The 17,660-nt window shown below is 71.6% G+C and carries 19 protein-coding genes and 1 rRNA gene; 10 read left to right on the plus strand and 10 right to left on the minus strand.

Going from position 1 to position 17,660, the window contains the following annotated elements; genetic code table 11:
* Together ACZ6KF_RS12630 and ACZ6KF_RS12635 are read right to left on the minus strand one after the other, a co-directional pair.
* Positions 1–62: ribosomal RNA gene (locus ACZ6KF_RS12630) — 16S ribosomal RNA — on the minus strand; the annotation flags it as partial.
* 508 nt (positions 63–570) lie between these two features.
* Positions 571–1,212 (minus strand): DNA-3-methyladenine glycosylase, encoded by a 642-nt coding sequence (locus tag ACZ6KF_RS12635; protein ID WP_356632898.1) that lies wholly within the window; start codon positions 1,210–1,212, stop codon positions 571–573.
* A gap of 102 nt (positions 1,213–1,314) precedes the next feature.
* Between ACZ6KF_RS12635 and ACZ6KF_RS12640 the strand changes: the two genes are divergently transcribed.
* From ACZ6KF_RS12640 to ACZ6KF_RS12650, 3 genes are all read left to right on the plus strand, one after another.
* Positions 1,315–2,097, plus strand: coding sequence for a sporulation protein (locus tag ACZ6KF_RS12640; RefSeq protein WP_469175563.1), 783 nt, complete (start codon positions 1,315–1,317; stop codon positions 2,095–2,097).
* 42 nt (positions 2,098–2,139) lie between these two features.
* Positions 2,140–2,679, plus strand: a complete 540-nt coding sequence (locus tag ACZ6KF_RS12645; RefSeq protein WP_469238438.1) for a YbhB/YbcL family Raf kinase inhibitor-like protein — start codon at positions 2,140–2,142, stop codon at positions 2,677–2,679.
* 154 nt (positions 2,680–2,833) lie between these two features.
* Positions 2,834–3,340 carry an HNH endonuclease gene (locus ACZ6KF_RS12650; RefSeq protein WP_356632904.1) on the plus strand — a complete coding sequence of 169 codons (507 nt, stop codon included), beginning with the start codon at positions 2,834–2,836 and terminating at the stop codon, positions 3,338–3,340.
* Between the two features lie 120 nt (positions 3,341–3,460).
* Here ACZ6KF_RS12650 and ACZ6KF_RS12655 read toward each other — a convergent pair whose 3' ends face one another.
* The 3 genes from ACZ6KF_RS12655 to ACZ6KF_RS12665 all read right to left on the minus strand — a co-directional run bounded on the left by ACZ6KF_RS12655 (position 3,461) and on the right by ACZ6KF_RS12665 (position 5,860).
* On the minus strand, positions 3,461–4,399 hold the full coding sequence (locus ACZ6KF_RS12655) for an SPFH domain-containing protein (protein WP_356632906.1): 939 nt from the start codon (positions 4,397–4,399) through the stop codon (positions 3,461–3,463).
* A gap of 131 nt (positions 4,400–4,530) precedes the next feature.
* Positions 4,531–4,962, minus strand: a complete 432-nt coding sequence (locus tag ACZ6KF_RS12660) for an NfeD family protein (protein WP_469160314.1) — start codon at positions 4,960–4,962, stop codon at positions 4,531–4,533.
* Between the two features lie 100 nt (positions 4,963–5,062).
* Positions 5,063–5,860 (minus strand): ABC transporter ATP-binding protein, encoded by a 798-nt coding sequence (locus tag ACZ6KF_RS12665; RefSeq protein WP_356632910.1) that lies wholly within the window; start codon positions 5,858–5,860, stop codon positions 5,063–5,065.
* Between the two features lie 151 nt (positions 5,861–6,011).
* Here ACZ6KF_RS12665 and ACZ6KF_RS12670 point away from each other — a divergent pair, with 151 nt between their 5' ends.
* Entirely contained in the window at positions 6,012–6,800 is a 789-nt protein-coding gene (locus ACZ6KF_RS12670) for a hypothetical protein (protein WP_356632912.1), read from the plus strand.
* A gap of 25 nt (positions 6,801–6,825) precedes the next feature.
* On the opposite strand, the gene ACZ6KF_RS12675 is transcribed toward ACZ6KF_RS12670, so the two are convergent.
* Positions 6,826–7,467: a response regulator gene (locus tag ACZ6KF_RS12675; RefSeq protein WP_469238439.1), complete on the minus strand. Its 642-nt coding sequence runs from the start codon at positions 7,465–7,467 to the stop codon at positions 6,826–6,828.
* Positions 7,460–8,605 (minus strand): GAF domain-containing sensor histidine kinase, encoded by a 1,146-nt coding sequence (locus tag ACZ6KF_RS12680; protein ID WP_356632916.1) that lies wholly within the window; start codon positions 8,603–8,605, stop codon positions 7,460–7,462. The genes ACZ6KF_RS12675 and ACZ6KF_RS12680 overlap by 8 nt, the downstream gene beginning before the upstream one ends.
* 274 nt (positions 8,606–8,879) lie before the next feature.
* Between ACZ6KF_RS12680 and ACZ6KF_RS12685 the strand changes: the two genes are divergently transcribed.
* The 3 genes from ACZ6KF_RS12685 (at position 8,880) to ACZ6KF_RS12695 (ending at position 11,712) form a co-directional block, all read left to right on the plus strand.
* Entirely contained in the window at positions 8,880–9,578 is a 699-nt protein-coding gene (locus tag ACZ6KF_RS12685) for an SDR family NAD(P)-dependent oxidoreductase (RefSeq protein ID WP_469238440.1), read from the plus strand.
* Positions 9,575–10,627, plus strand: coding sequence for an S-adenosylmethionine:tRNA ribosyltransferase-isomerase (locus ACZ6KF_RS12690; protein ID WP_356632920.1), 1,053 nt, complete (start codon positions 9,575–9,577; stop codon positions 10,625–10,627). Before ACZ6KF_RS12685 ends, ACZ6KF_RS12690 begins: the two co-directional genes overlap by 4 nt.
* Positions 10,628–10,965: 338 nt before the next feature.
* Positions 10,966–11,712: a transglycosylase SLT domain-containing protein gene (locus ACZ6KF_RS12695; RefSeq protein ID WP_469175560.1), complete on the plus strand. Its 747-nt coding sequence runs from the start codon at positions 10,966–10,968 to the stop codon at positions 11,710–11,712.
* Positions 11,713–11,801: 89 nt separating this feature from the next.
* Here the strand turns inward: ACZ6KF_RS12695 and ACZ6KF_RS12700 are convergent, their stop codons facing one another.
* Entirely contained in the window at positions 11,802–14,327 is a 2,526-nt protein-coding gene (locus ACZ6KF_RS12700) for an ABC transporter ATP-binding protein/permease (RefSeq protein WP_469238442.1), read from the minus strand.
* Between the two features lie 287 nt (positions 14,328–14,614).
* On the opposite strand from ACZ6KF_RS12700, the gene ACZ6KF_RS12705 reads away from it, so the two are divergent.
* The 3 genes from ACZ6KF_RS12705 to serB all read left to right on the plus strand — a co-directional run bounded on the left by ACZ6KF_RS12705 (position 14,615) and on the right by serB (position 16,632).
* Complete coding sequence (locus ACZ6KF_RS12705; protein WP_469160309.1) at positions 14,615–14,776, plus strand: hypothetical protein; 162 nt, start codon at positions 14,615–14,617, stop codon at positions 14,774–14,776.
* Entirely contained in the window at positions 14,773–15,138 is a 366-nt protein-coding gene (locus ACZ6KF_RS12710) for a streptophobe family protein (protein ID WP_469175554.1), read from the plus strand. The genes ACZ6KF_RS12705 and ACZ6KF_RS12710 overlap by 4 nt, the downstream gene beginning before the upstream one ends.
* 285 nt (positions 15,139–15,423) lie before the next feature.
* Positions 15,424–16,632 (plus strand): phosphoserine phosphatase SerB, encoded by a 1,209-nt coding sequence (serB, locus tag ACZ6KF_RS12715; protein WP_356632928.1) that lies wholly within the window; start codon positions 15,424–15,426, stop codon positions 16,630–16,632.
* Between the two features lie 56 nt (positions 16,633–16,688).
* Here serB and ACZ6KF_RS12720 read toward each other — a convergent pair whose 3' ends face one another.
* Both ACZ6KF_RS12720 and ACZ6KF_RS12725 read right to left on the minus strand, forming a co-directional pair.
* Positions 16,689–17,207: a SixA phosphatase family protein gene (locus tag ACZ6KF_RS12720; RefSeq protein ID WP_469238443.1), complete on the minus strand. Its 519-nt coding sequence runs from the start codon at positions 17,205–17,207 to the stop codon at positions 16,689–16,691.
* Between the two features lie 65 nt (positions 17,208–17,272).
* Positions 17,273–17,479, minus strand: a complete 207-nt coding sequence (locus ACZ6KF_RS12725) for a hypothetical protein (RefSeq protein WP_356632932.1) — start codon at positions 17,477–17,479, stop codon at positions 17,273–17,275.
* Positions 17,480–17,660 lie beyond the last annotated feature (181 nt).

Raw genomic sequence — 17,660 nt, forward strand, 5'->3', positions numbered from 1 at the left:
ACTTGCATGTGTTAAGCACGCCGCCAGCGTTCGTCCTGAGCCAGGATCAAACTCTCCGTGAATGCTTTTCACGGGAGCGGAACAGCCAGGCGGAACAAGCCCGGCCATTCACAGCGTCCTCGCTGTATTTTTTCAAAGGAACCTCAACCCGAACGGAAACCGATCAGGTCGGGGTATCAACATATCTGGCGTTGACTTTTGGCACGCTGTTGAGTTCTCAAGGAACGGCCGCTTCCTTTGTACTCACCCTCTCGGGCTTTCCTCCGGGCGCTTCCCTTCGGTCTTGCGTTTCCGACTCTATCAGATCCTTTCGGCTCCGATTCCCGGTCGGCGGGGGCGTCTTGAGGCTTCCGGGCTTTCGCTCGTCGGCCTCTCGACATTCACTACGTTAGCCGAATCTGCGAGCAACTCATAATCGAGCTTCCCGAGTCCCGAATTCGACATGCGGGCACGCCGAATTCGCTCCCGCCGAGGGGAGGACGTAGGTAGTGGGTTTGGCCGCTCCGGCTGCTGACTTCGCAGTACCCGGTTCAGCGGCTCGGGCCACATTACGGACCTTCCAAGGTCGAGTCAAGTTCGACGGCGGCGGGGAACGTGGGCCCGGTAAGGGCTGACGGTCGGGTCGTCGGCCACCCAGAAGCGCCAGGGGTGGACGCCGCCCTCGCCGGCGACGCCGGTGCGCGGACCGTTGCGCACCTGGTCGGCGGGGACGGGGGTCCCGGTGAGGACGCGGATGGGGGTCTCGCCGGGGGCGCAGGCGTCCGTGCCGTCGAGGGTCCGGTCCACGTCCAGGGCCGTGGCGAGACGTGCCGGGCCTTTGGCCAATTCCTTGTCGTTGCGGGCCGAGAGTCGACGGGTGCGAGCCAGTTCCGCGCCCTCGACGATCTCGCCGGCGCGGAGCAGGACCCCGCTCGCCCGGCCCTCCTCGCCGCACACCAGGTTCATGCAGAACCACATGCCGTAGGTGAAGTAGACGTACACGTGTCCGGGAGGCCCGAACATCACGTCGTTGCGGGGGGTACGGCCCCGGTAGGCATGGGAGCCGGGGTCGTTGTGGCCGTCGTAGGCCTCGACCTCGGTCAGGCGTACCGCGATGGGTCCGTCCGGGGTGTCCCGTACGACGATGCGCCCGAGCAGGTCGGGGGCCACGTCGAGGACGGGGCGGTCGAAGAAGGCGCGCGGCAGGGGCGTACGGTCGGGGGTCGCGATCACGCCGTCCGAGGGTAGTGCAGTCGGGTGGCGCGGAACCGGGGGGTGGCGTATCGCGTATGTAGGGATCGAGGATCCAAGCGCAAGTGGGCGAAGGGGTAAGACATGGCGTTCAAGAAGCTGCTCGCGAGCCTGGGGGCCGGCGGGGCTTCCGTCGAGACGGTGCTCACCGAGGTCAACGTCGTTCCGGGTGGTGTCGTCCAGGGTGAGGTGCGCATCCAGGGCGGGTCCGTCAACCAGCAGATCGAGGCGCTGTCGCTCGGACTGCAGGCCCGGGTCGAGGTGGAGGGCCAGGACTCCGAGTACAAGCAGGACGTGGAGTTCACCAAGGTGCGGCTCGGCGGCGCCTTCGAGCTGCAGGCGAACGCCGTGCACACGGTGCCGTTCGGGCTGGACATCCCGTGGGAGACGCCGATCACCATGATCGACGGTCAGGCGCTGCACGGGATGCACATCGGCGTCACCACGGAGCTGGAGATCGCGCGTGCGGTGGACTCCGGGGACCTTGACCCGATCAACGTGCACCCGCTGCCGGCGCAGAAGGCCATTCTGGACGCCTTCGTCCAGCTGGGCTTCCGGTTCAAGAACGCGGACATGGAGCGCGGGCACATCCGGGGCACGCGTCAGAAGCTGCCGTTCTACCAGGAGATCGAGTTCCTGCCGCCGCAGCAGTACCGCGGGCTGAACCAGGTGGAGCTGAGCTTCGTGGCCGACGAGCAGGCCATGGACGTGGTGCTGGAGATGGACAAGAGGCCGGGCCTGTTCAGCGAGGGCAGCGACACCTTCCGCTCCTTCCAGGTGGGCCTGAACGACTTCCGGGGCACCGACTGGGTGGCGTACCTCAACCAGTGGCTGTCCGAGGTCGGCAGCAAGCGGAACTGGTTCTAGGCTCGGAGGCCTGTGCACTTACCCGATCCAGGAGGTACCGAGGTGACCGAGCTCAAGCGGCGGCCGCTCCCCCACGACTTCCATCCGCCCGTGCCGTCGTTCGCGGTCACGAGCGAGGACGTCCAGGAGGGCGCGACGCTCAAGGACGCTCAGGTCCACGCGGCCGGCAACACCTCGCCGCAGCTGCGGTGGGAGGGCTTTCCGGCCGAGACCGAGAGTTTCGCCGTGACCTGCTACGACCCGGACGCTCCGACGGGGAGCGGGTTCTGGCACTGGGTCCTGTTCGACATCCCGGCCTCGGTGACGGAGCTGCCGGCGGGCGCGGGCAGCGGGAAGTTCGAGGGGCTGCCGGAGGGCGCGGTCCACGCCCGCAACGACTACGGCACCAAGGACTTCGGCGGCGCCGCGCCGCCGCCCGGGGACGGGCCGCACCGGTATGTGTTCACGGTGTACGCGGTGGACCAGGAGAAGCTGGGCCCGGACGCGGACGCCAGTCCGGCGGTCGTGGGCTTCAACCTCCGTTTCCACACGCTGGCGCGCGCTCAGCTGATCGGTGAGTACGAGGTGCCCGCCCAGTCCTGACGTTCATCGAACGTTCGCCCGTCTCTGGTCGCCGCGGTGGTTGGCGGTGATCGGAGGCGGGCATTTATTGCGTTGTCCATCTCGGCGTGCACGGCCAGAGTTGATCCCAGCCCGCCAAGGGGGTGGGCCGGTGCGCACGGGAGGTGGGCTGGTCATGCGGGACACGCTGGTACTGAACGCGAGCTTCGAGCCGCTGTCGACGGTGACGTTGAACCGAGCCGTCGTTCTGGTGCTCCAGGACAAGGCCGTCGTGGAGCAGTCCCACCCCGAACTGCGCATGCGCGGAGCCGCGGTCGACATACCGGCGCCCCGGGTCATCAGGCTGTGCAGATACGTACGGGTGCCGTTCCGAAGACAAGCGCCGTGGTCCCGGCGGGGTGTTCTGGTGCGGGACCGGCACCGGTGCGCGTACTGCGGGAAGCGGGCCACGACCGTGGACCACGTGGTGCCGCGGTCCCAGGGGGGTCGGGACACCTGGCTGAACACGGTCGCCTCGTGCGCGGAGGACAACCACCGCAAGGCGAACCGGACTCCGGAGGAGGCGGGGATGCCGTTGCTGCGGCAGCCGTTCGAGCCCACTCCTGCCGATGCGATGCTGCTGGCGCTGGGGCAGGACGACCTCACAGCGTTGCCGGACTGGCTGACTCTCGACGCTGCGTGAGGCGCCCGCCGGGGTGCGGCTGAGGTGTTCCCCGCGGGTGCGGGGTTCGTCATGGCTTGTCGCGCGGTTCCCCGCGCCCCGGAGCGGGGTTGCGGGGAACTCGCGCTTCCCGAGGCGCCCTCAGTCGATGCTGGGCTTCTCGCGGCGTTCCGTCGGGGTGTGGCCGTTGTCCTGGCTGGGCCTGGGGGCGCCGAAGTTGCCCATGGCGCCGGACAGACCCTTGAGGGCGTCGCCGATTTCGCTGGGGACGATCCAGAGCTTGTTGGCGTCGCCCTCGGCGATCTTCGGGAGCATCTGGAGGTACTGGTAGGAGAGCAGCTTCTGGTCCGGGTCGCCGGCGTGGATCGCCTCGAAGACGGTGCGGACGGCCTGGGCCTCGCCCTCGGCGCGCAGGGCCGCGGCCTTGGCCTCGCCCTCGGCGCGCAGGATCTGGGACTGCTTCTCGCCCTCGGCGCGCAGGATCTCGGACTGCCGGACGCCCTCGGCCTGGAGGATCGCGGCGCGCTTGTCGCGGTCGGCGCGCATCTGCTTCTCCATCGAGTCCTGGATGGAGGTGGGCGGTTCGATGGCCTTGAGCTCGACGCGGTTGACGCGGATGCCCCACTTGCCGGTGGCCTCGTCCAGGACGCCGCGCAGGGCGGCGTTGATCTCCTCGCGGGAGGTCAGGGTGCGCTCGAGGTCCATGCCGCCGATGATGTTGCGCAGCGTGGTGACGGTGAGCTGCTCGATGGCCTGGATGTAGCTGGCGACTTCGTAGGTCGCGGCCCGTGCGTCCGTCACCTGGTAGTAGATGACGGTGTCGATGTTGACGACCAGGTTGTCCTGGGTGATGACCGGCTGCGGCGGGAACGGCACGACCTGCTCGCGCAGGTCGATGCGGTTGCGGATGGTGTCGATGAACGGGACGACGATGTTGAGGCCCGCGTTCAGCGTCCGCGTGTAGCGGCCGAAGCGCTCCACGATGGCGGCACTGGCCTGTGGGATGACCTGGATCGTCTTGATCAGGGCGATGAAGACCAACACCACCAGAATGATCAGGACGATGATGACCGGTTCCATCGACGTTCCCCGTACCCTTCTCCGCCTCGGCGCTCTTGGAAGATCTTATGGTTGTCGAAGATCTTGCTGGTCGAGTCTGTCAGACCGTCGCGCGGCTCGTGCGGTGTTCGGCCACCTTGCGTCGTGCGGGGTCATATGACGATCGCCGTGGCTCCCTCGATGTCCACGACGTCCACTTCCTCACCCGCCTCGTAGGCGCGGCCGTTGTCGAGGGCGCGCGCCGACCAGATCTCGCCGGCGAGCTTGATCCGTCCGCCGGAGGCGTCGACGCGTTCCACCACGACGGCCTGGCGGCCTTTCAACGCGTCGACCCCGGTGACGTGTTGGGGCCGGTCGGCGCGGTGCCGGGCCGCGATGGGGCGTACGACGGCGATGAGGGCGACCGATACGACGGCGAAGACGACGACCTGGGCCACGATGCCGCCGCCCAGCGCGGCGACGAGCGCGCCGGCCAGTGCGCCCGCGGCCAGCATTGCCAGTTCCGGCATCGCGGTCACGACGAGCGCGATGCCGAGCCCCGCCGCTCCGACGAGCCACCACACCCATGCGTCAATGGCGTTCACACGGTCATGGTAGGTCCGCGGCGGCGTCACGGACAGGGCGCGCCGTGAGTCGAACGCCCTTGGTGTGCGCCCCTGTTGTCCGCTGTGGGCCCGGGGAGGGTCAGGCGAGCGGGAGGCCCTGGGCGGTCCAGCGGTCGCCGACCTGCTCCACGACGAGCGGGAGGCCGAAGCAGAGGGAGAGGTTGCGGGAAGTGAGTTCGAGCTCCAGCGGGCCCGCGGCGAGGACCTTGCCCTGGCGGATCATGAGGACGTGAGTGAAGCCCGGCGCGATCTCCTCGACGTGGTGGGTGACCATGATCATCGAGGGGGCGATGGGGTCGCGGGCGAGGCGGCCGAGACGGCGTACGAGGTCCTCGCGTCCGCCGAGGTCGAGGCCGGCGGCGGGCTCGTCCAGCAGGAGCAGCTCGGGGTCGGTCATCAGGGCGCGGGCGATGAGGGTGCGCTTGCGCTCGCCCTCGGAGAGGGTGCCGAACTTCCGGTCGAGGAAGTCGGACATGCCGAGGCGGTCGAGGAAGGCGCGGGCGCGCTGCTCGTCGACGTCCTCGTACTCCTCCTGCCAGGCGGCGGTCATGCCGTAGGCGGCGGTGAGGACGGTCTGCAGGACGGTCTGGCGCCCGGGGAGCTTGTCGGCCATGGCGATGCCGGCCATGCCGATGCGGGGGCGCAGTTCGAAGACGTCGGTGCCGGGGCGGCCGAGGGTCTCGCCGAGGATGGTGGCGGTGCCCTTGCTCGGGTAGACGTAGCTGGACGCGACGTTGAGGAGGGTGGTCTTGCCGGCGCCGTTGGGGCCGAGGATGACCCAGCGCTCGCCCTCCTTGACCGACCAGGAGACCTGGTCCACCAGAGCCCGGCCCTCACGGACCACGGATACGTCCTGAAGCTCCAGAACATCGCTCATGAGCGCGTTGTCTCCCCTTGCAGTGTGGCCGGTCTCGGCTGTCGCGTTCGCCTGTGGCTCGGTCCGCCGCGCCGGTGGGGCGGCCCTCCAGGAAATCTACGCCACCGGTCGGCCGCTCCATTCCATCGGTCCGGTACTTAGGGTGGGAGCCATGCTTTCGGAACCGCGCTCTGGACGCCTCGCCGCTTGGGGAAATGCCCTTCTCGCCGGACTTGTCTCGCCGGACGACGCCGTGGTCGCGATCGTCGGCGAGGACGCCGTGCACCGCGTGGAGGGGCTGCCGGGCGAGTCGGCGCCGGTGGGTCTGACGCTGGCGCTGGGACGGCTGCGGGCGCTCGGGGCGACGGGGCTGCGGGTGGCGCTGCCGGCGCCGGGGCATCCGCTGGGGCTGAGCGGTCCGCCGGAGTTCAACGCGCGGGCGCTGGAGGCCGAGGAGGCGGTGATCTGTCACGGGGCCGCCTTCGGGCTGGTTCCCGAGGTGTACGAGGCCGGACCGGACGGCGATGTGCATGTGGAGGTCGTCTGGCACTGTCTGCCGGTGCGGGAGGCGCCGCCGGCCGACGTGCCCTCGCTGGGCGAGGCGGAGCGGGAGCTGGCGGAGGCGCTGCGGGAGGCGACGGAGGCGTTGACGCGGCTGGACGTGGCCGGGTCGGGTCCGGTGGCGCAGGCGGCGATCGACGCCTACCGGGCGCGGGCCGAGCGCGGCCGGGAGGCTCTGGCTCCGGGGTATCCGGGGCGGGCGGTGCGGGTGCTGGAGCTGGCGCAGCGGGTGGCCCTGCTGATGTCCGTGGCGCACGGGGCGGGGCACGGGGGTGCGGTGAGCGCGGGCGAGATGGCGGCGCGGGCGCAGGCGCTGCGTCCGGTGGAGCGGACGGCCCGGCGGGCGCAGGTGGCGGCGTACAACTCCATGGTGGAGGAGCGGGAGCGGGGCGTGCGCTGAGCGCGGCGCCGCCCGGCGGGCTGGCTCAGCCGGTTACGCCGTGGCGTACGGCCCACAGGGCGGCCTGGGTGCGGTCCGACAGGTCGAGTTTCATGAGGATGTTGGAGACGTGGGTCTTCACCGTCTTCTCGGACAGGATTAGGGCGCGGGCGATCTCGCGATTGGAGCGGCCGTCCGCTATCAGGCTCAGCACCTCGCGCTCCCGGTCGGTGAGCGTGCCGCCCCTGCCCTGGCCGCCGTTGCTCTCCTCCTGGGCGAGCAGGGCGCCGGCGACCTCCGGCTGGAGCAGGATGTGGCCGGCGTGGACCGATCGGATGGCGCCGGCGAGGGCGTCGGGGTCGACGTCCTTGTAGACGTACCCGGCGGCGCCGGCGCGCAGGGCGGGGACGACGGTGCGCTGCTCGGTGAAGCTGGTGACGACGAGGACGCGTGCGGGGTTGTCCAGTTCGCGGAGCCTGCGCAGCGCCTCGACACCGTCCATGCCCGGCATCTTGACGTCCATGAGGACGACGTCCGGCCGCAGCTCCTCGGCGCGGGCGACGCCCTCCTCGCCGTCGGCGGCCTCGCCGACCACCTCGATGTCGTCCTGTACCTCCAGGAAGGTGCGCAGGCCCCGGCGGACGACCTGGTGGTCGTCGACGAGCAGCACCCTGATTGCGTCAGCCACCGGGGACCTCCATCTCGATCGTGGTGCCCTTGCCGGGCGCCGATTGCACGGTCAGCCTGCCGCCGACGCCGCTCGCGCGGTCCCGCATCGAGACCAGGCCGAGGTGGCGTCCCGCCCGGCGCACGGTGCGCGGTTCGAAGCCGCTGCCGTCGTCGCCGATCCGCAGGACGGCTCCGGGGCCGTGGCGGTCCAGGGTGACGTCGACGCGGGTGGCGCCGGAGTGTCTCAGGGCGTTGTGCAGGGCCTCCTGGGCGACGCGCAGCAGAGCCTCCTCCTGGGCGGCGGGCAGGGCCCGCACGCCGCGCGCGGTGAAGGTGACGTGCGCGCTGTGGGCGCGGTCGAGGACCTGGATCTGGGTGCGCAGGGTGGCGACGAGGCCGTCCTCGTCCAGGGCGGCGGGGCGCAGCTCCACGACGGCGGCGCGCAGTTCGTCGGCGGCCTCGGCGGCGAGGCCGGCGATCTGCTGGAGTTCGCCCTTGGCGCGGGCCGGGTCGCGGTCGACCAGGGCCGCTGCGGCCTGGGCGGTCAGGCGCAGGGAGAAGAGTTTCTGGCTGACGGCGTCGTGCAGTTCGTGGGCGAGGCGGGAGCGTTCCTCGGCGATGGTCAGTTCGCGGCTGCGTTCGTAGAGGCGGGCATTGGTGAGGGCGATGGCCGCGTGCTGGGCGAGGATGGCCAGCAGTTCCTCGTCGTCCTCGGTGAAGCCGCAGCCGCCGTCGGGTCTGGGGCAGTTCTTGTTGGCGAGGAAGAGCGCGCCGATGATCTCGTCGCCGTCGCGGATGGGCAGGCCGAGGAAGTCGGCCAGCTCGGGGTGGGCGGAGGGCCAGCCCTCGAAGCGGGGGTCCTTGCGGACGTCGGCCAGGCGCTGCGGTTTCGCCTCGCGCAGCATCGCGGCGAGGATGCCGTGCTGGCGTGGGAGGGGGCCGATGGCCTTCCACTGCTCGTCGCCGACGCCGTCCACCACGAACTGGGCGAAGCCGCCGTGGTCGTCGGGGACGCCGAGCGCGGCGTACTGCGCGTCGAGCAGCTCACGGGCGGAGGCGACGATCGTCTTGAGGACGTCGCGCACCTCCAGATGCCTGCTCATCGCCAGCAGCGCGGCGCTCACCGCGGCAAGGCCGGACCGGGGTCCTCGACTCATGGCGTCCACGCTACCGGCGGGGTGCGACAGCGCGGATCGGACCTGTGACGGCCGCCGCCCGGGACGGTGGACCTAGGGCGCGGGACGGAGCGCGGGGCGTAGGGCCGGGGACGGAGCGCGGGGTGTAGGCCCCGGGACGGAGTGCGGTGGCGTAGGCCGAAGGGACCCGTCGTTCTGCGGCCTGCGTCCGACGCGCGGCGGGCCGGCCGGTTCCTAGCGTTCCCCTCGTCGAGGCGACGCCCGTCGAGCGGCGTCGGGAACGAGGGGAGACGTCATGCCGGTAGCGATCATCACAGGGGCGTCCAAAGGGCTGGGGCGGGCGCTCGCCGAAGGGCTGGCCGCGCGCGGCTGGGATCTGGTGCTGAACGCCCGTGGCGCCGGGGCGCTGCGGGAGGCGGCGGCACAGCTCGGGGCGCACGGGACGCGGGTGGAGGCGCTCGCGGGGGACGTGACGGACGCGGGGCACCGGTCGGGGCTGGTGGCCGCGGCCTGGCGGCTCGGCGGGGTCGATCTGCTGGTGCACAACGCGAGCGCGCTGGGCGCCGAGCCGCTGGTGCCGCTGGAGGAGCTGCCCCTGGAAGGGCTGCGGCGGGCGCTGGAGGTGAATGTGGTGGCCGCGCTGGGGCTGGTGCGCGAGGCGTTGCCGCTGCTGCGGGCGTCGGGGGCCGGCGCGGTGATCGCGGTCAGCTCGGACGCCGCCGTGGAGGCCTACCCGACGTGGGGCGGCTACGGGGCGTCGAAGGCGGCGCTGGACCGGCTGGCGGCGGTGCTGGCCGTCGAGGAGCCCGCACTGCGGGTGTGGGCGGTGGATCCCGGGGACATGGCCACCGACCTGTACGCGGCGGCCGTACCGGACGACGACGGGCCGCGGCCGCAGCCGGCCGCTGTGGCCCCGGCGTTCCTGCGGCTGCTGGACGAGCGGCCGGCGAGCGGCCGGATCGTGGCGTCGGCGCTGCTGGAGGAAACGCGATGACGCTCGCGGTGCGGGTGCCGGAGGAGTTGTCCGCGCGGGTGCCGGCCGAGCAGCGGGGACCGGGCCTGGAGCGGGACGACGTACGGCTGCTGGTGTCCCGCGGAACGCAGGTGTCGCACCACGCGTTCCGGGAGCTGCCGCTGCTGCTGCGGGCCGGGGACCTGCTGGTGGTGAACACCTCGCCCACCCTGGCCGCCGCGGTGGACGGCCGGATCGGGCACGCGCGCGTGGTGGTGCACTTCTCGACGCGGGGGGACGACGGGCGCTGGGCGGTGGAACTGCGCGAGCCGGACGGCAGGGGCACCACGCGCCCGCGTGCGGGAGGTCCCGCGGGTGCGGAGGTGGGGCTGCCGGACGGGACGCGGCTGGTGCTGGAGGAGCCCGTCGGTGCCGGGGAGCGGCTGTGGTGGGCGCGGCCGACGGATGCGCAGGTGCTCGGGGTGCTGCGCCGGCACGGGCGGCCGATCCGCTACTCCTACACGGAGCGGGATCAGCCGCTGTCGGCGTACCAGACGGTGTTCGCGCTGCCGTCGGGCGACGGGTCGGGCAGTGCGGAGATGCCGAGCGCGGCGCGGCCCTTCACCGGCCGGACGGTGGCGGAGCTGGTGAGCCGGGGGGTCGGGTTCGCGCCGGTCACGCTGCACACCGGGGTCGCCTCGGCGGAGGCGCACGAGCCGCCGTACCCGGAGCGTTACGAGGTGCCCCCGACGTCGGCCCGGCTGATCAACGCGGTGCGGGCGGGGGACGGCCGGGTGATCGCGGTGGGGACGACCGCGGTGCGGGCGGTGGAGTCGGCGGCCGGCGCCGACGGGGTGGTCCGGGCCGCCCGGGGGTGGACGGACCTGGTGGTCACGCCCGGACGCGGGGTGCGGGTGGTGGACGGGCTGCTGACCGGGCTGCACGAACCGGAGGCCTCGCATCTGCTGATGCTGGAGGCGGTTGCGGGGCGGGCGGCGATCGACCGGGGGTACGGGGAGGCGCTGCGCGGGCGCTATCTGTGGCACGAGTTCGGGGACGTGCACCTTCTGCTCCCGCCGGAGGCGCCGTAGCCGGACCTCACACTCCGCATTGCTCGCGCAACTCCTCGTGAGAGCGCGGCGCGGGCCGTGTGAGGCCTCGCACAGGGCGCAGGTCACCTACGAAGGCGCATAGGAGAAGGGCCCACCCATCCCAGCGGGACAGACAGCCCGGTCTGTCCCGCTTTGCCCCTCCCTGATCCACTATGGGAGATCGTAGATCACACCTTTGCCCCGTTTTTTACCGGCCGCTAACAATGGCTGACGTCGCTCACCGCCGCGGGTTCCCACCCGCGGCGTTCGTACGGGCAACCCCGTGTCCCCGCCGGACGCCGAGCGACCTCCGCGCTATTCGAAGAGGTCCAACCCCCATGCTCACGTATGCCCGGATTCGCGAACGCAGTCGCGCTCTGACCCGGAACCGCAAGATCGCCCTCGCCGGTGCCGCCACGCTCGGCGCCGCCGCCCTCGGCTTCACCGTCGTCCCCGCAGGCGGCGCGACCACCACCACCGAGGCCGTCTCGTCCCCCACGGTGACCTACCGCTCCGAGCCGAGCAAGGACGTCAAGGCCGGTCTCACGGACCCGCTGTACGGCGAGAACCCGGCCTTCGCGGCCCTGGAGGAGCAGCGGAAGGCCGACGCCAAGAAGAAGGCCGACGCCGCCGCCAAGAGGAAGGCCGCCGAGGCCGCGAAGCAGAAGGCCGCCGCCGAGGCCGCGCAGGTGCGCGCCGCCAAGCAGACCGCGAGCCGCTCCGCCGAGCGCGCCCCGGTCAGGAAGGCCGCCGTCAAGAGCTACCCGAACAACCTGCACGGCTGGATCACCCAGGCCCTGGACATCATGGACGCCAAGGGCATACCCGGCTCCTACCACGGCCTGCACAAGAACATCATGCGCGAGTCCTCGGGCAACCCGAACGCGATCAACGACTGGGACATCAACGCCATCAACGGCGTGCCCTCCAAGGGCCTGCTCCAGGTGATCCCGCCGACCTTCCAGGCGTACCACGTGCCCGGCACCTCGTGGAACATCTACGACCCGGTCGCCAACATCACCGCCGCCGCCAACTACGCGGCCGACCGCTACGGCTCGATCGACAACGTCAACAGCGCGTACTGAGGTCGGCGCGGACCTCTTCACGCGAACGAGAACGCCGAAGGGCGGCACCCTCCTGACGGGGTGCCGCCCTTCGGGGCCGAAGCCCCCGGTTACTTGCGCATGACCTCGGGCTCGTGGCGGCGCAGGAAGCGGGCCACGAAGAAGCCGCAGATCGCGCCGAGGATCAGCAGGGCGGCCATGTCCATGCCCCACGTGCCCACGGTGTTCTCCCACAGCGGGTCCTCGTTGCCGGCCTCCTCGGGCGGGCTGATCCGGTTGAAGTCCAGCGTGGCGCCCGCGGCGGCCACCGCCCAGCGCGACGGCATCAGATACGAGAACTGGTTGACGCCCACCGTGCCGTTCAGCGCGAACAGACAGCCCGTGAAGACGACCTGGATGATCGCGAACATCACCAGCAGCGGCATGGTCTTCTCGGCCGTCTTCACCAGCGACGAGATGATCAGGCCGAACATCATCGAGGTGAAGCCCAGCGCCATGATCGGAAGCGACAGCTCGACCAGCGTCATGCCGCCGAGGACCAGGCCCTCCTCCGGGATCTCCCGGCTGGAGAAACCGATCACGCCGACCAGCAGGCCCTGCAGCACGGTGATCATGCCGAGCACGAACACCTTGGACATCAGGTACGCCGACCGGGACAGGCCGGTCGCGCGCTCCCGCTCGTAGATGACCCGTTCCTTGATCAGCTCGCGGACGGAGTTGGCCGCGCCGGCGAAACAGGCGCCGACCGCGAGGATCAGCAGGACCGTGGTGGCCGTGCCGTTCGGGATGACCCGGCCGGTCTGCGGGTGGGGCGGGTTGGGCAGCAGGCCCCGGTCCGGGTCGATGAGCAGGCTCACCGCGCCGAGCACCGCCGGCAGGATCAGCATCAGCGCCAGGAAGCCCCGGTCGGAGGCGATCACCGACACATAGCGGCGCACCAGCGTGACGAACTGCGACATCCAGCCCTGCGGCTTCGGCGGGCGCATGGCCTGCATGGGCTGCATCTGCACGGACTGCGGGGCGACGGCGTCGATGTCCGCGGCGTACATCTGGTAGTGCTGCGAGCCCTTCCAGCGGCCCGCCCAGTCGTAGTCGCGGTAGTTCTCGAAGGCGGAGAAGACATCGGCCCAGGTGTCGTAGCCGAAGAAGTTCAGCGCCTCCTCGGGCGGACCGAAGTAGGCCACCGAGCCGCCCGGCGCCATCACCAGCAGCTTGTCGCAGATGGCCAGCTCGGCCACCGAGTGGGTGACGACCAGCACCGTGCGGCCGTCGTCCGCCAGACCCCGCAGCAGCTGCATCACGTCGCGGTCCATGCCCGGGTCCAGGCCGGAGGTCGGCTCGTCCAGGAAGATCAGCGACGGCTTGGTCAGCAGCTCCAGGGCGACGGAGACGCGCTTGCGCTGGCCGCCGGAGAGGGAGGTGACCTTCTTCTCCTTGTGGATGTCGAGCTTCAGCTCGCGCAGCACCTCGTCGATGCGGGCCTCGCGCTCGGCCGCCGTGGTGTCGGCCGGGAAGCGCAGCTTGGCCGCGTACTTCAGGGCCTTCTTGACGGTCAGCTCCTTGTGCAGGATGTCGTCCTGCGGGACCAGACCGATGCGCTGACGCAGCTCGGCGAACTGCTTGTACAGGTTCCGGTTGTCGTACAGCACCTCGCCCTGGTTGGCGGGCCGGTAGCCGGTCAACGCCTTGAGCAGGGTCGACTTGCCGGAGCCGGACGGGCCGATGACCGCGATCAGCGACTTCTCCGGGACGCCGAAGGAGACGTCCTTGAGGATCTGCTTGCCGCCGTCGACCGTGACCGTCAGATGGCGGGCCGAGAAGGAGACCTCACCGGTGTCGACGAACTCCTCGAGCCGGTCGCCGACGATCCGGAACGTCGAGTGGCCGACGCCCACGATGTCGGTCGGCCCGAGCAACTGGGAGCCGCCCTTGGGTATCGGCTGACCGTTGACGTACGTGCCGTTGTGGGAGCCCAGGTCGCGGATCTCCATGCGGCCGTCGGGCGTCGAGTGGAACTCCGCGTGGTTGCGGGAGACCTGGAGGTCGGAGACGACCAGGTCGTTCTCCAGGGCACGGCCGATGCGCATCACGCGGCCGAGGGAGAACTGGTGGAACGTGGTCGGGCTGCGGTCGCCGTGGACCGGCGGCGCCCCCGCGCCACCACCGGGGCCCTGCTGCGGCGGAATGTGCGGCGCGGGCTGCTGCTGCGGCGGCGGCCAGCCGGCCTGCGCCGGCTGCGCCTGCGGGACGTGCTGCTGCGCCGGCGCGGACCAGCCGGCGGGCGCGCCCTGCGCCTGCGGCGCCTGCGCGGCGTACGGCTGCTGAGGCGGTGCGGCGACGGCCGCGGCGCCCGAGAGGTTCAGCTGCGGTCCGTCGGTCGCGTTGCCGAGGTTCACCGTCGAACCGGGGCCGATCTCCAACTGCTGGATCCGCTGCCCCTGCACGTATGTGCCGTTGGTGCTGCCATGGTCCTCGACGACCCAACTGCGGCCGTTGAAGCTGACCGTGGCGTGCCGCCAGGAGACCCTGGCGTCGTCGAACACGACGTCTCCCTGCGGATCGCGTCCGAGTGTGTATGCCCTGGACGGGTCGAGCGTCCAGGTCCGTCCATTGGTTTGCAGTACGAGTTCCGGCACTCCATGCCCCACTGAGTTGTCCCCCGAATTACCCCCGTCGCGGGGAGTCTAGGGATGTCGAACATCGGGGGAACTATCGCAGGAGGGGCCGCCTGACCGAAAGCCGGGCCTTGTGAAGACGGCGCGAGGGTGTTTCCCCGCGCGCCGTCGACGGGGGTGATATCGGGCCGGAGAGTGGTAATCCCCGCGAGGGGGACATGAGCGGCGGCCGGCCGCGCCGCGGATCGGGGGGTCCGCCATGAGCGCTTCGACCGGCGGGGGGGACGGTGGTGGGGCGCGGCCGGCGCGTGCCGTGGGGTGAGGTGCTGCTGTCCGCGACGGGCTCGGTGAGCTGGGCGGTGGCCGCGATGGCGGGCGCCGCGGCGCTCGGGCTGCGGCTGCTGGAGGCGGACGCGTCCGGTGCGGGGGCGTCGGATGCGGGGGCGTGGAGGGCTCTGCGGGGCCGATGACCGCGGCCGTGGTGGCGCTCGGGGCGGGCGGTTCGGTGACGTCGTCCGGCGCGGTGTCCGTGTTCGGGCTCGACGGCGCCGAGGCCGCCACGGCCGTCGAGATCACGCCACTGGGGGTCGGCCTGACCGGTGCGCTGCTCCTGTCCCGGTTCTTCCTGCGGTCCTTGCGGCGGGCGGGGGTCGGCATCACGGCGGCCGACACTCGTCGCGCGGGCGGGGGCGGTGATCGCCCTGTTCGCGGCGGCGCTGGGCGCGGTGACGCGGGCCGGGCACGGCGTCGTCGCGCTCGGCGGGGCGCACTGGGCCTCGGCGACCTGCCGGCGTCGACGTGCACGGCGCCCTCACCCTCATGCGGCCCCTGAACCCCCGCCCGAGCGACCGCCTCGGCCGCCCGCCTCCCCCGGCGACGGCCCGCCCCCGCCACCACGCCCGCCCCGGCGCGGACCTTGAGCCCTCGGGCGCGGGTCCTGAGCCGCACCGGCGTGATCCCCGAGCCCTCCCGGCGTCGGCGCCCGAGCCCCGCAGCGGTGAACCACGCCGTCGGATGCACGCCACCCGGGCGCCACCCAGTGTTGTGCAGTGTTCCGTGTCCGGCAGGCGGACCTCGCGGGCGGCGGGCACTGCGTGCCGGTTACCGTGGGAACACCATGAGCGCTTCGCAGACCTCTGACGTCCCCACTCTCCTTGTGAAGATCTTCGGCAAGGACAGGCCGGGCATCACGGCCGGACTCTTCGACACCCTCGCCGCCTACTCCGTCGACGTGGTCGACATCGAGCAGGTCGTCACCCGTGGCCGGATCGTGCTGTGCGCGCTCGTGACCGAGCCGCCGCGCGGGCAGGAGGGCGATCTGCGGGCCACCGTCCACAGCTGGGCGGAGTCGATGAAGATGCAGGCGGAGATCATCTCCGGCCGCGGCGACAACCGCCCGCGCGGTCTCGGCCGGTCCCTGGTGACCGTCCTCGGACACCCGCTCACCGCGGAGGCGACGGCGTCGATCGCCGGCCGCATCACCCGGGCCGGCGGCAACATCGACCGCATCTTCCGGCTCGCCAAGTACCCGGTGACGGCGGTCGAGTTCGCGGTGTCCGGCGTGGAGACGGAGCCGCTGCGCACCGCCCTGGTGACCGACGCGGCGGCGCTCGGCGTGGACGTCGCGGTCGTCTCGGCGGGCCTGCACCGGCGGGCGCAGCGCCTGGTCGTGATGGACGTGGACTCCACGCTCATCCAGGACGAGGTGATCGAGCTGTTCGCGGCGCACGCCGGCTGCGAGGCCGAGGTCGCCGAGGTGACGGCCGCCGCGATGCGGGGCGAGCTGGACTTCGAGCAGTCGCTGCACGCGCGCGTGGCGCTGCTGAAGGGGCTGGACGTCTCCGTGGTGGACAAGGTGCGCAGCGAGGTGCGGCTGACCCCCGGCGCGCGCACGCTGATTCGCACGCTGAAACGACTCGGCTACCAAGTCGGCGTGGTCTCCGGCGGGTTCACCCAGGTCACCGACGACCTCAAGGAGCGCCTCGGCCTGGACTTCGCGCAGGCCAACACGCTGGAGATCGTCGACGGCAGGCTCACCGGCCGGGTCACCGGCGAGATCGTCGACCGGGCGGGCAAGGCACGGCTGCTGCGCCGGTTCGCGGCCGAGGCGGGCGTGCCCCTGGCCCAGACGGTGGCCATCGGCGACGGCGCGAACGACCTGGACATGCTGAACGCGGCGGGTCTCGGCGTCGCCTTCAATGCCAAGCCGGTGGTGCGGGAGGCCGCGCACACGGCGGTGAACGTGCCGTTCCTGGACACGGTGCTGTATCTGCTGGGCGTCACCCGCGAAGAGGTCGAGGCGGCGGACGCGCACGAGGAGAGCTGACCGGCCGCGTCCCTGAGCGGTCCCGGAGACGAGGACGGCCCGGGGACGCGGCGCCGTCACTCGGACGGGGCCCAGTAGTCGAGCAGGGTGGCGACGCCGGGCTCCAGGGACTTCCAGGGGCTGGTGAAGGACAGCACGGCGAAGGCGGCGGCCGGGAAGCCGCGTCGGGTCATCCGCTCGCGGGGCTCGGGTTCGGCCGAGCCGGACAGCACCTCGGCGAGCCCCTGGATGCCGGGGTTGTGGCCGATGAGCAGGATGTTGTGGACGTCGTCGGCAGTCTCGTTGAGCACGGCGATCAGCTCGCCGGGCGAGGCCTCGTAGATCCGCTCCTCGTAGACGGTCTTCGGCCGGTGCGGGAACTCCTGCACGGCCAGTTTCCACGTCTCTCTGGTCCGGGTCGCGGTGGAGCACAGGGCCAGGTCGAAGGGGATCCCGGAGTCGGCCAGCTTGCGCCCGGCGACGGCGGCGTCCATGCGCCCCCGCTCGGCGAGCGGCCGCTCGTGGTCGTTCACCTGGGGCCAGTCGGCCTTCGCATGCCGGAAGAGGACAATCCTGCGGGGTTCTGCGACGCTCATGGGTCCCAGCTTCGCAGAAAACGAGCCATCGGGCGCGGGTAGTTGGCGGGCGGCTCCGCCCGTCCTCAGTGGGCTATGAGCTGCTGGACGCGCTCGACGAGGTGGGCGACGACGGGCTCCTCGCCCGCGGCGTGGGCCTCGGCGGGGTTCATCATCATCGCGAGCAGGACGCCGAAGGCGAGCGCGGGCAGCGCCAGCGCCCACCAGGGCAGACGGATGTCGACGCGGCCCGTGTTCGCCGGGTGGGGGCGGGGGTGGGTGCTGGCCGACATGATGCCTCCGGGGGTCCGTCCTCGAGCGGGTCGTGACCGCCTCCTGCGGCCACGCTTCGAAGGTACGGAACCGGCGGACGCGAACCCATCCGGTGATCCACCCACTCGACCCTGACCCTGGCCCCCTAGGGGACAGGGGGGCTACCCCCACCCTCCCCGCTCGCGCCGAGGGCGCCTCAAG

It is taken from the genome of Streptomyces sp. NPDC046379 (genome assembly GCF_055587785.1).

What these genes read in the sequence shown, in the direction of transcription:
- ACZ6KF_RS12640 (WP_469175563.1), top strand. Translation starts at nt 1,315, where the DNA reads ATGGCGTTCAAGAAGCTGCTCGCGAGCCTGGGGGCCGGCGGGGCTTCC.
- ACZ6KF_RS12650 (WP_356632904.1), top strand. Translation starts at nt 2,834, where the DNA reads ATGCGGGACACGCTGGTACTGAACGCGAGCTTCGAGCCGCTGTCGACG.
- ACZ6KF_RS12655 (WP_356632906.1), bottom strand. Translation starts at nt 4,399, where the DNA reads ATGGAACCGGTCATCATCGTCCTGATCATTCTGGTGGTGTTGGTCTTC.
- ACZ6KF_RS12665 (WP_356632910.1), bottom strand. Translation starts at nt 5,860, where the DNA reads ATGAGCGATGTTCTGGAGCTTCAGGACGTATCCGTGGTCCGTGAGGGC.
- ACZ6KF_RS12670 (WP_356632912.1), top strand. Translation starts at nt 6,012, where the DNA reads ATGCTTTCGGAACCGCGCTCTGGACGCCTCGCCGCTTGGGGAAATGCC.
- ACZ6KF_RS12680 (WP_356632916.1), bottom strand. Translation starts at nt 8,605, where the DNA reads ATGAGTCGAGGACCCCGGTCCGGCCTTGCCGCGGTGAGCGCCGCGCTG.
- ACZ6KF_RS12685 (WP_469238440.1), top strand. Translation starts at nt 8,880, where the DNA reads ATGCCGGTAGCGATCATCACAGGGGCGTCCAAAGGGCTGGGGCGGGCG.
- ACZ6KF_RS12690 (WP_356632920.1), top strand. Translation starts at nt 9,575, where the DNA reads ATGACGCTCGCGGTGCGGGTGCCGGAGGAGTTGTCCGCGCGGGTGCCG.
- ACZ6KF_RS12695 (WP_469175560.1), top strand. Translation starts at nt 10,966, where the DNA reads ATGCTCACGTATGCCCGGATTCGCGAACGCAGTCGCGCTCTGACCCGG.
- ACZ6KF_RS12710 (WP_469175554.1), top strand. Translation starts at nt 14,773, where the DNA reads ATGACCGCGGCCGTGGTGGCGCTCGGGGCGGGCGGTTCGGTGACGTCG.
- serB (WP_356632928.1), top strand. Translation starts at nt 15,424, where the DNA reads ATGAGCGCTTCGCAGACCTCTGACGTCCCCACTCTCCTTGTGAAGATC.
- ACZ6KF_RS12720 (WP_469238443.1), bottom strand. Translation starts at nt 17,207, where the DNA reads ATGAGCGTCGCAGAACCCCGCAGGATTGTCCTCTTCCGGCATGCGAAG.
- ACZ6KF_RS12725 (WP_356632932.1), bottom strand. Translation starts at nt 17,479, where the DNA reads ATGTCGGCCAGCACCCACCCCCGCCCCCACCCGGCGAACACGGGCCGC.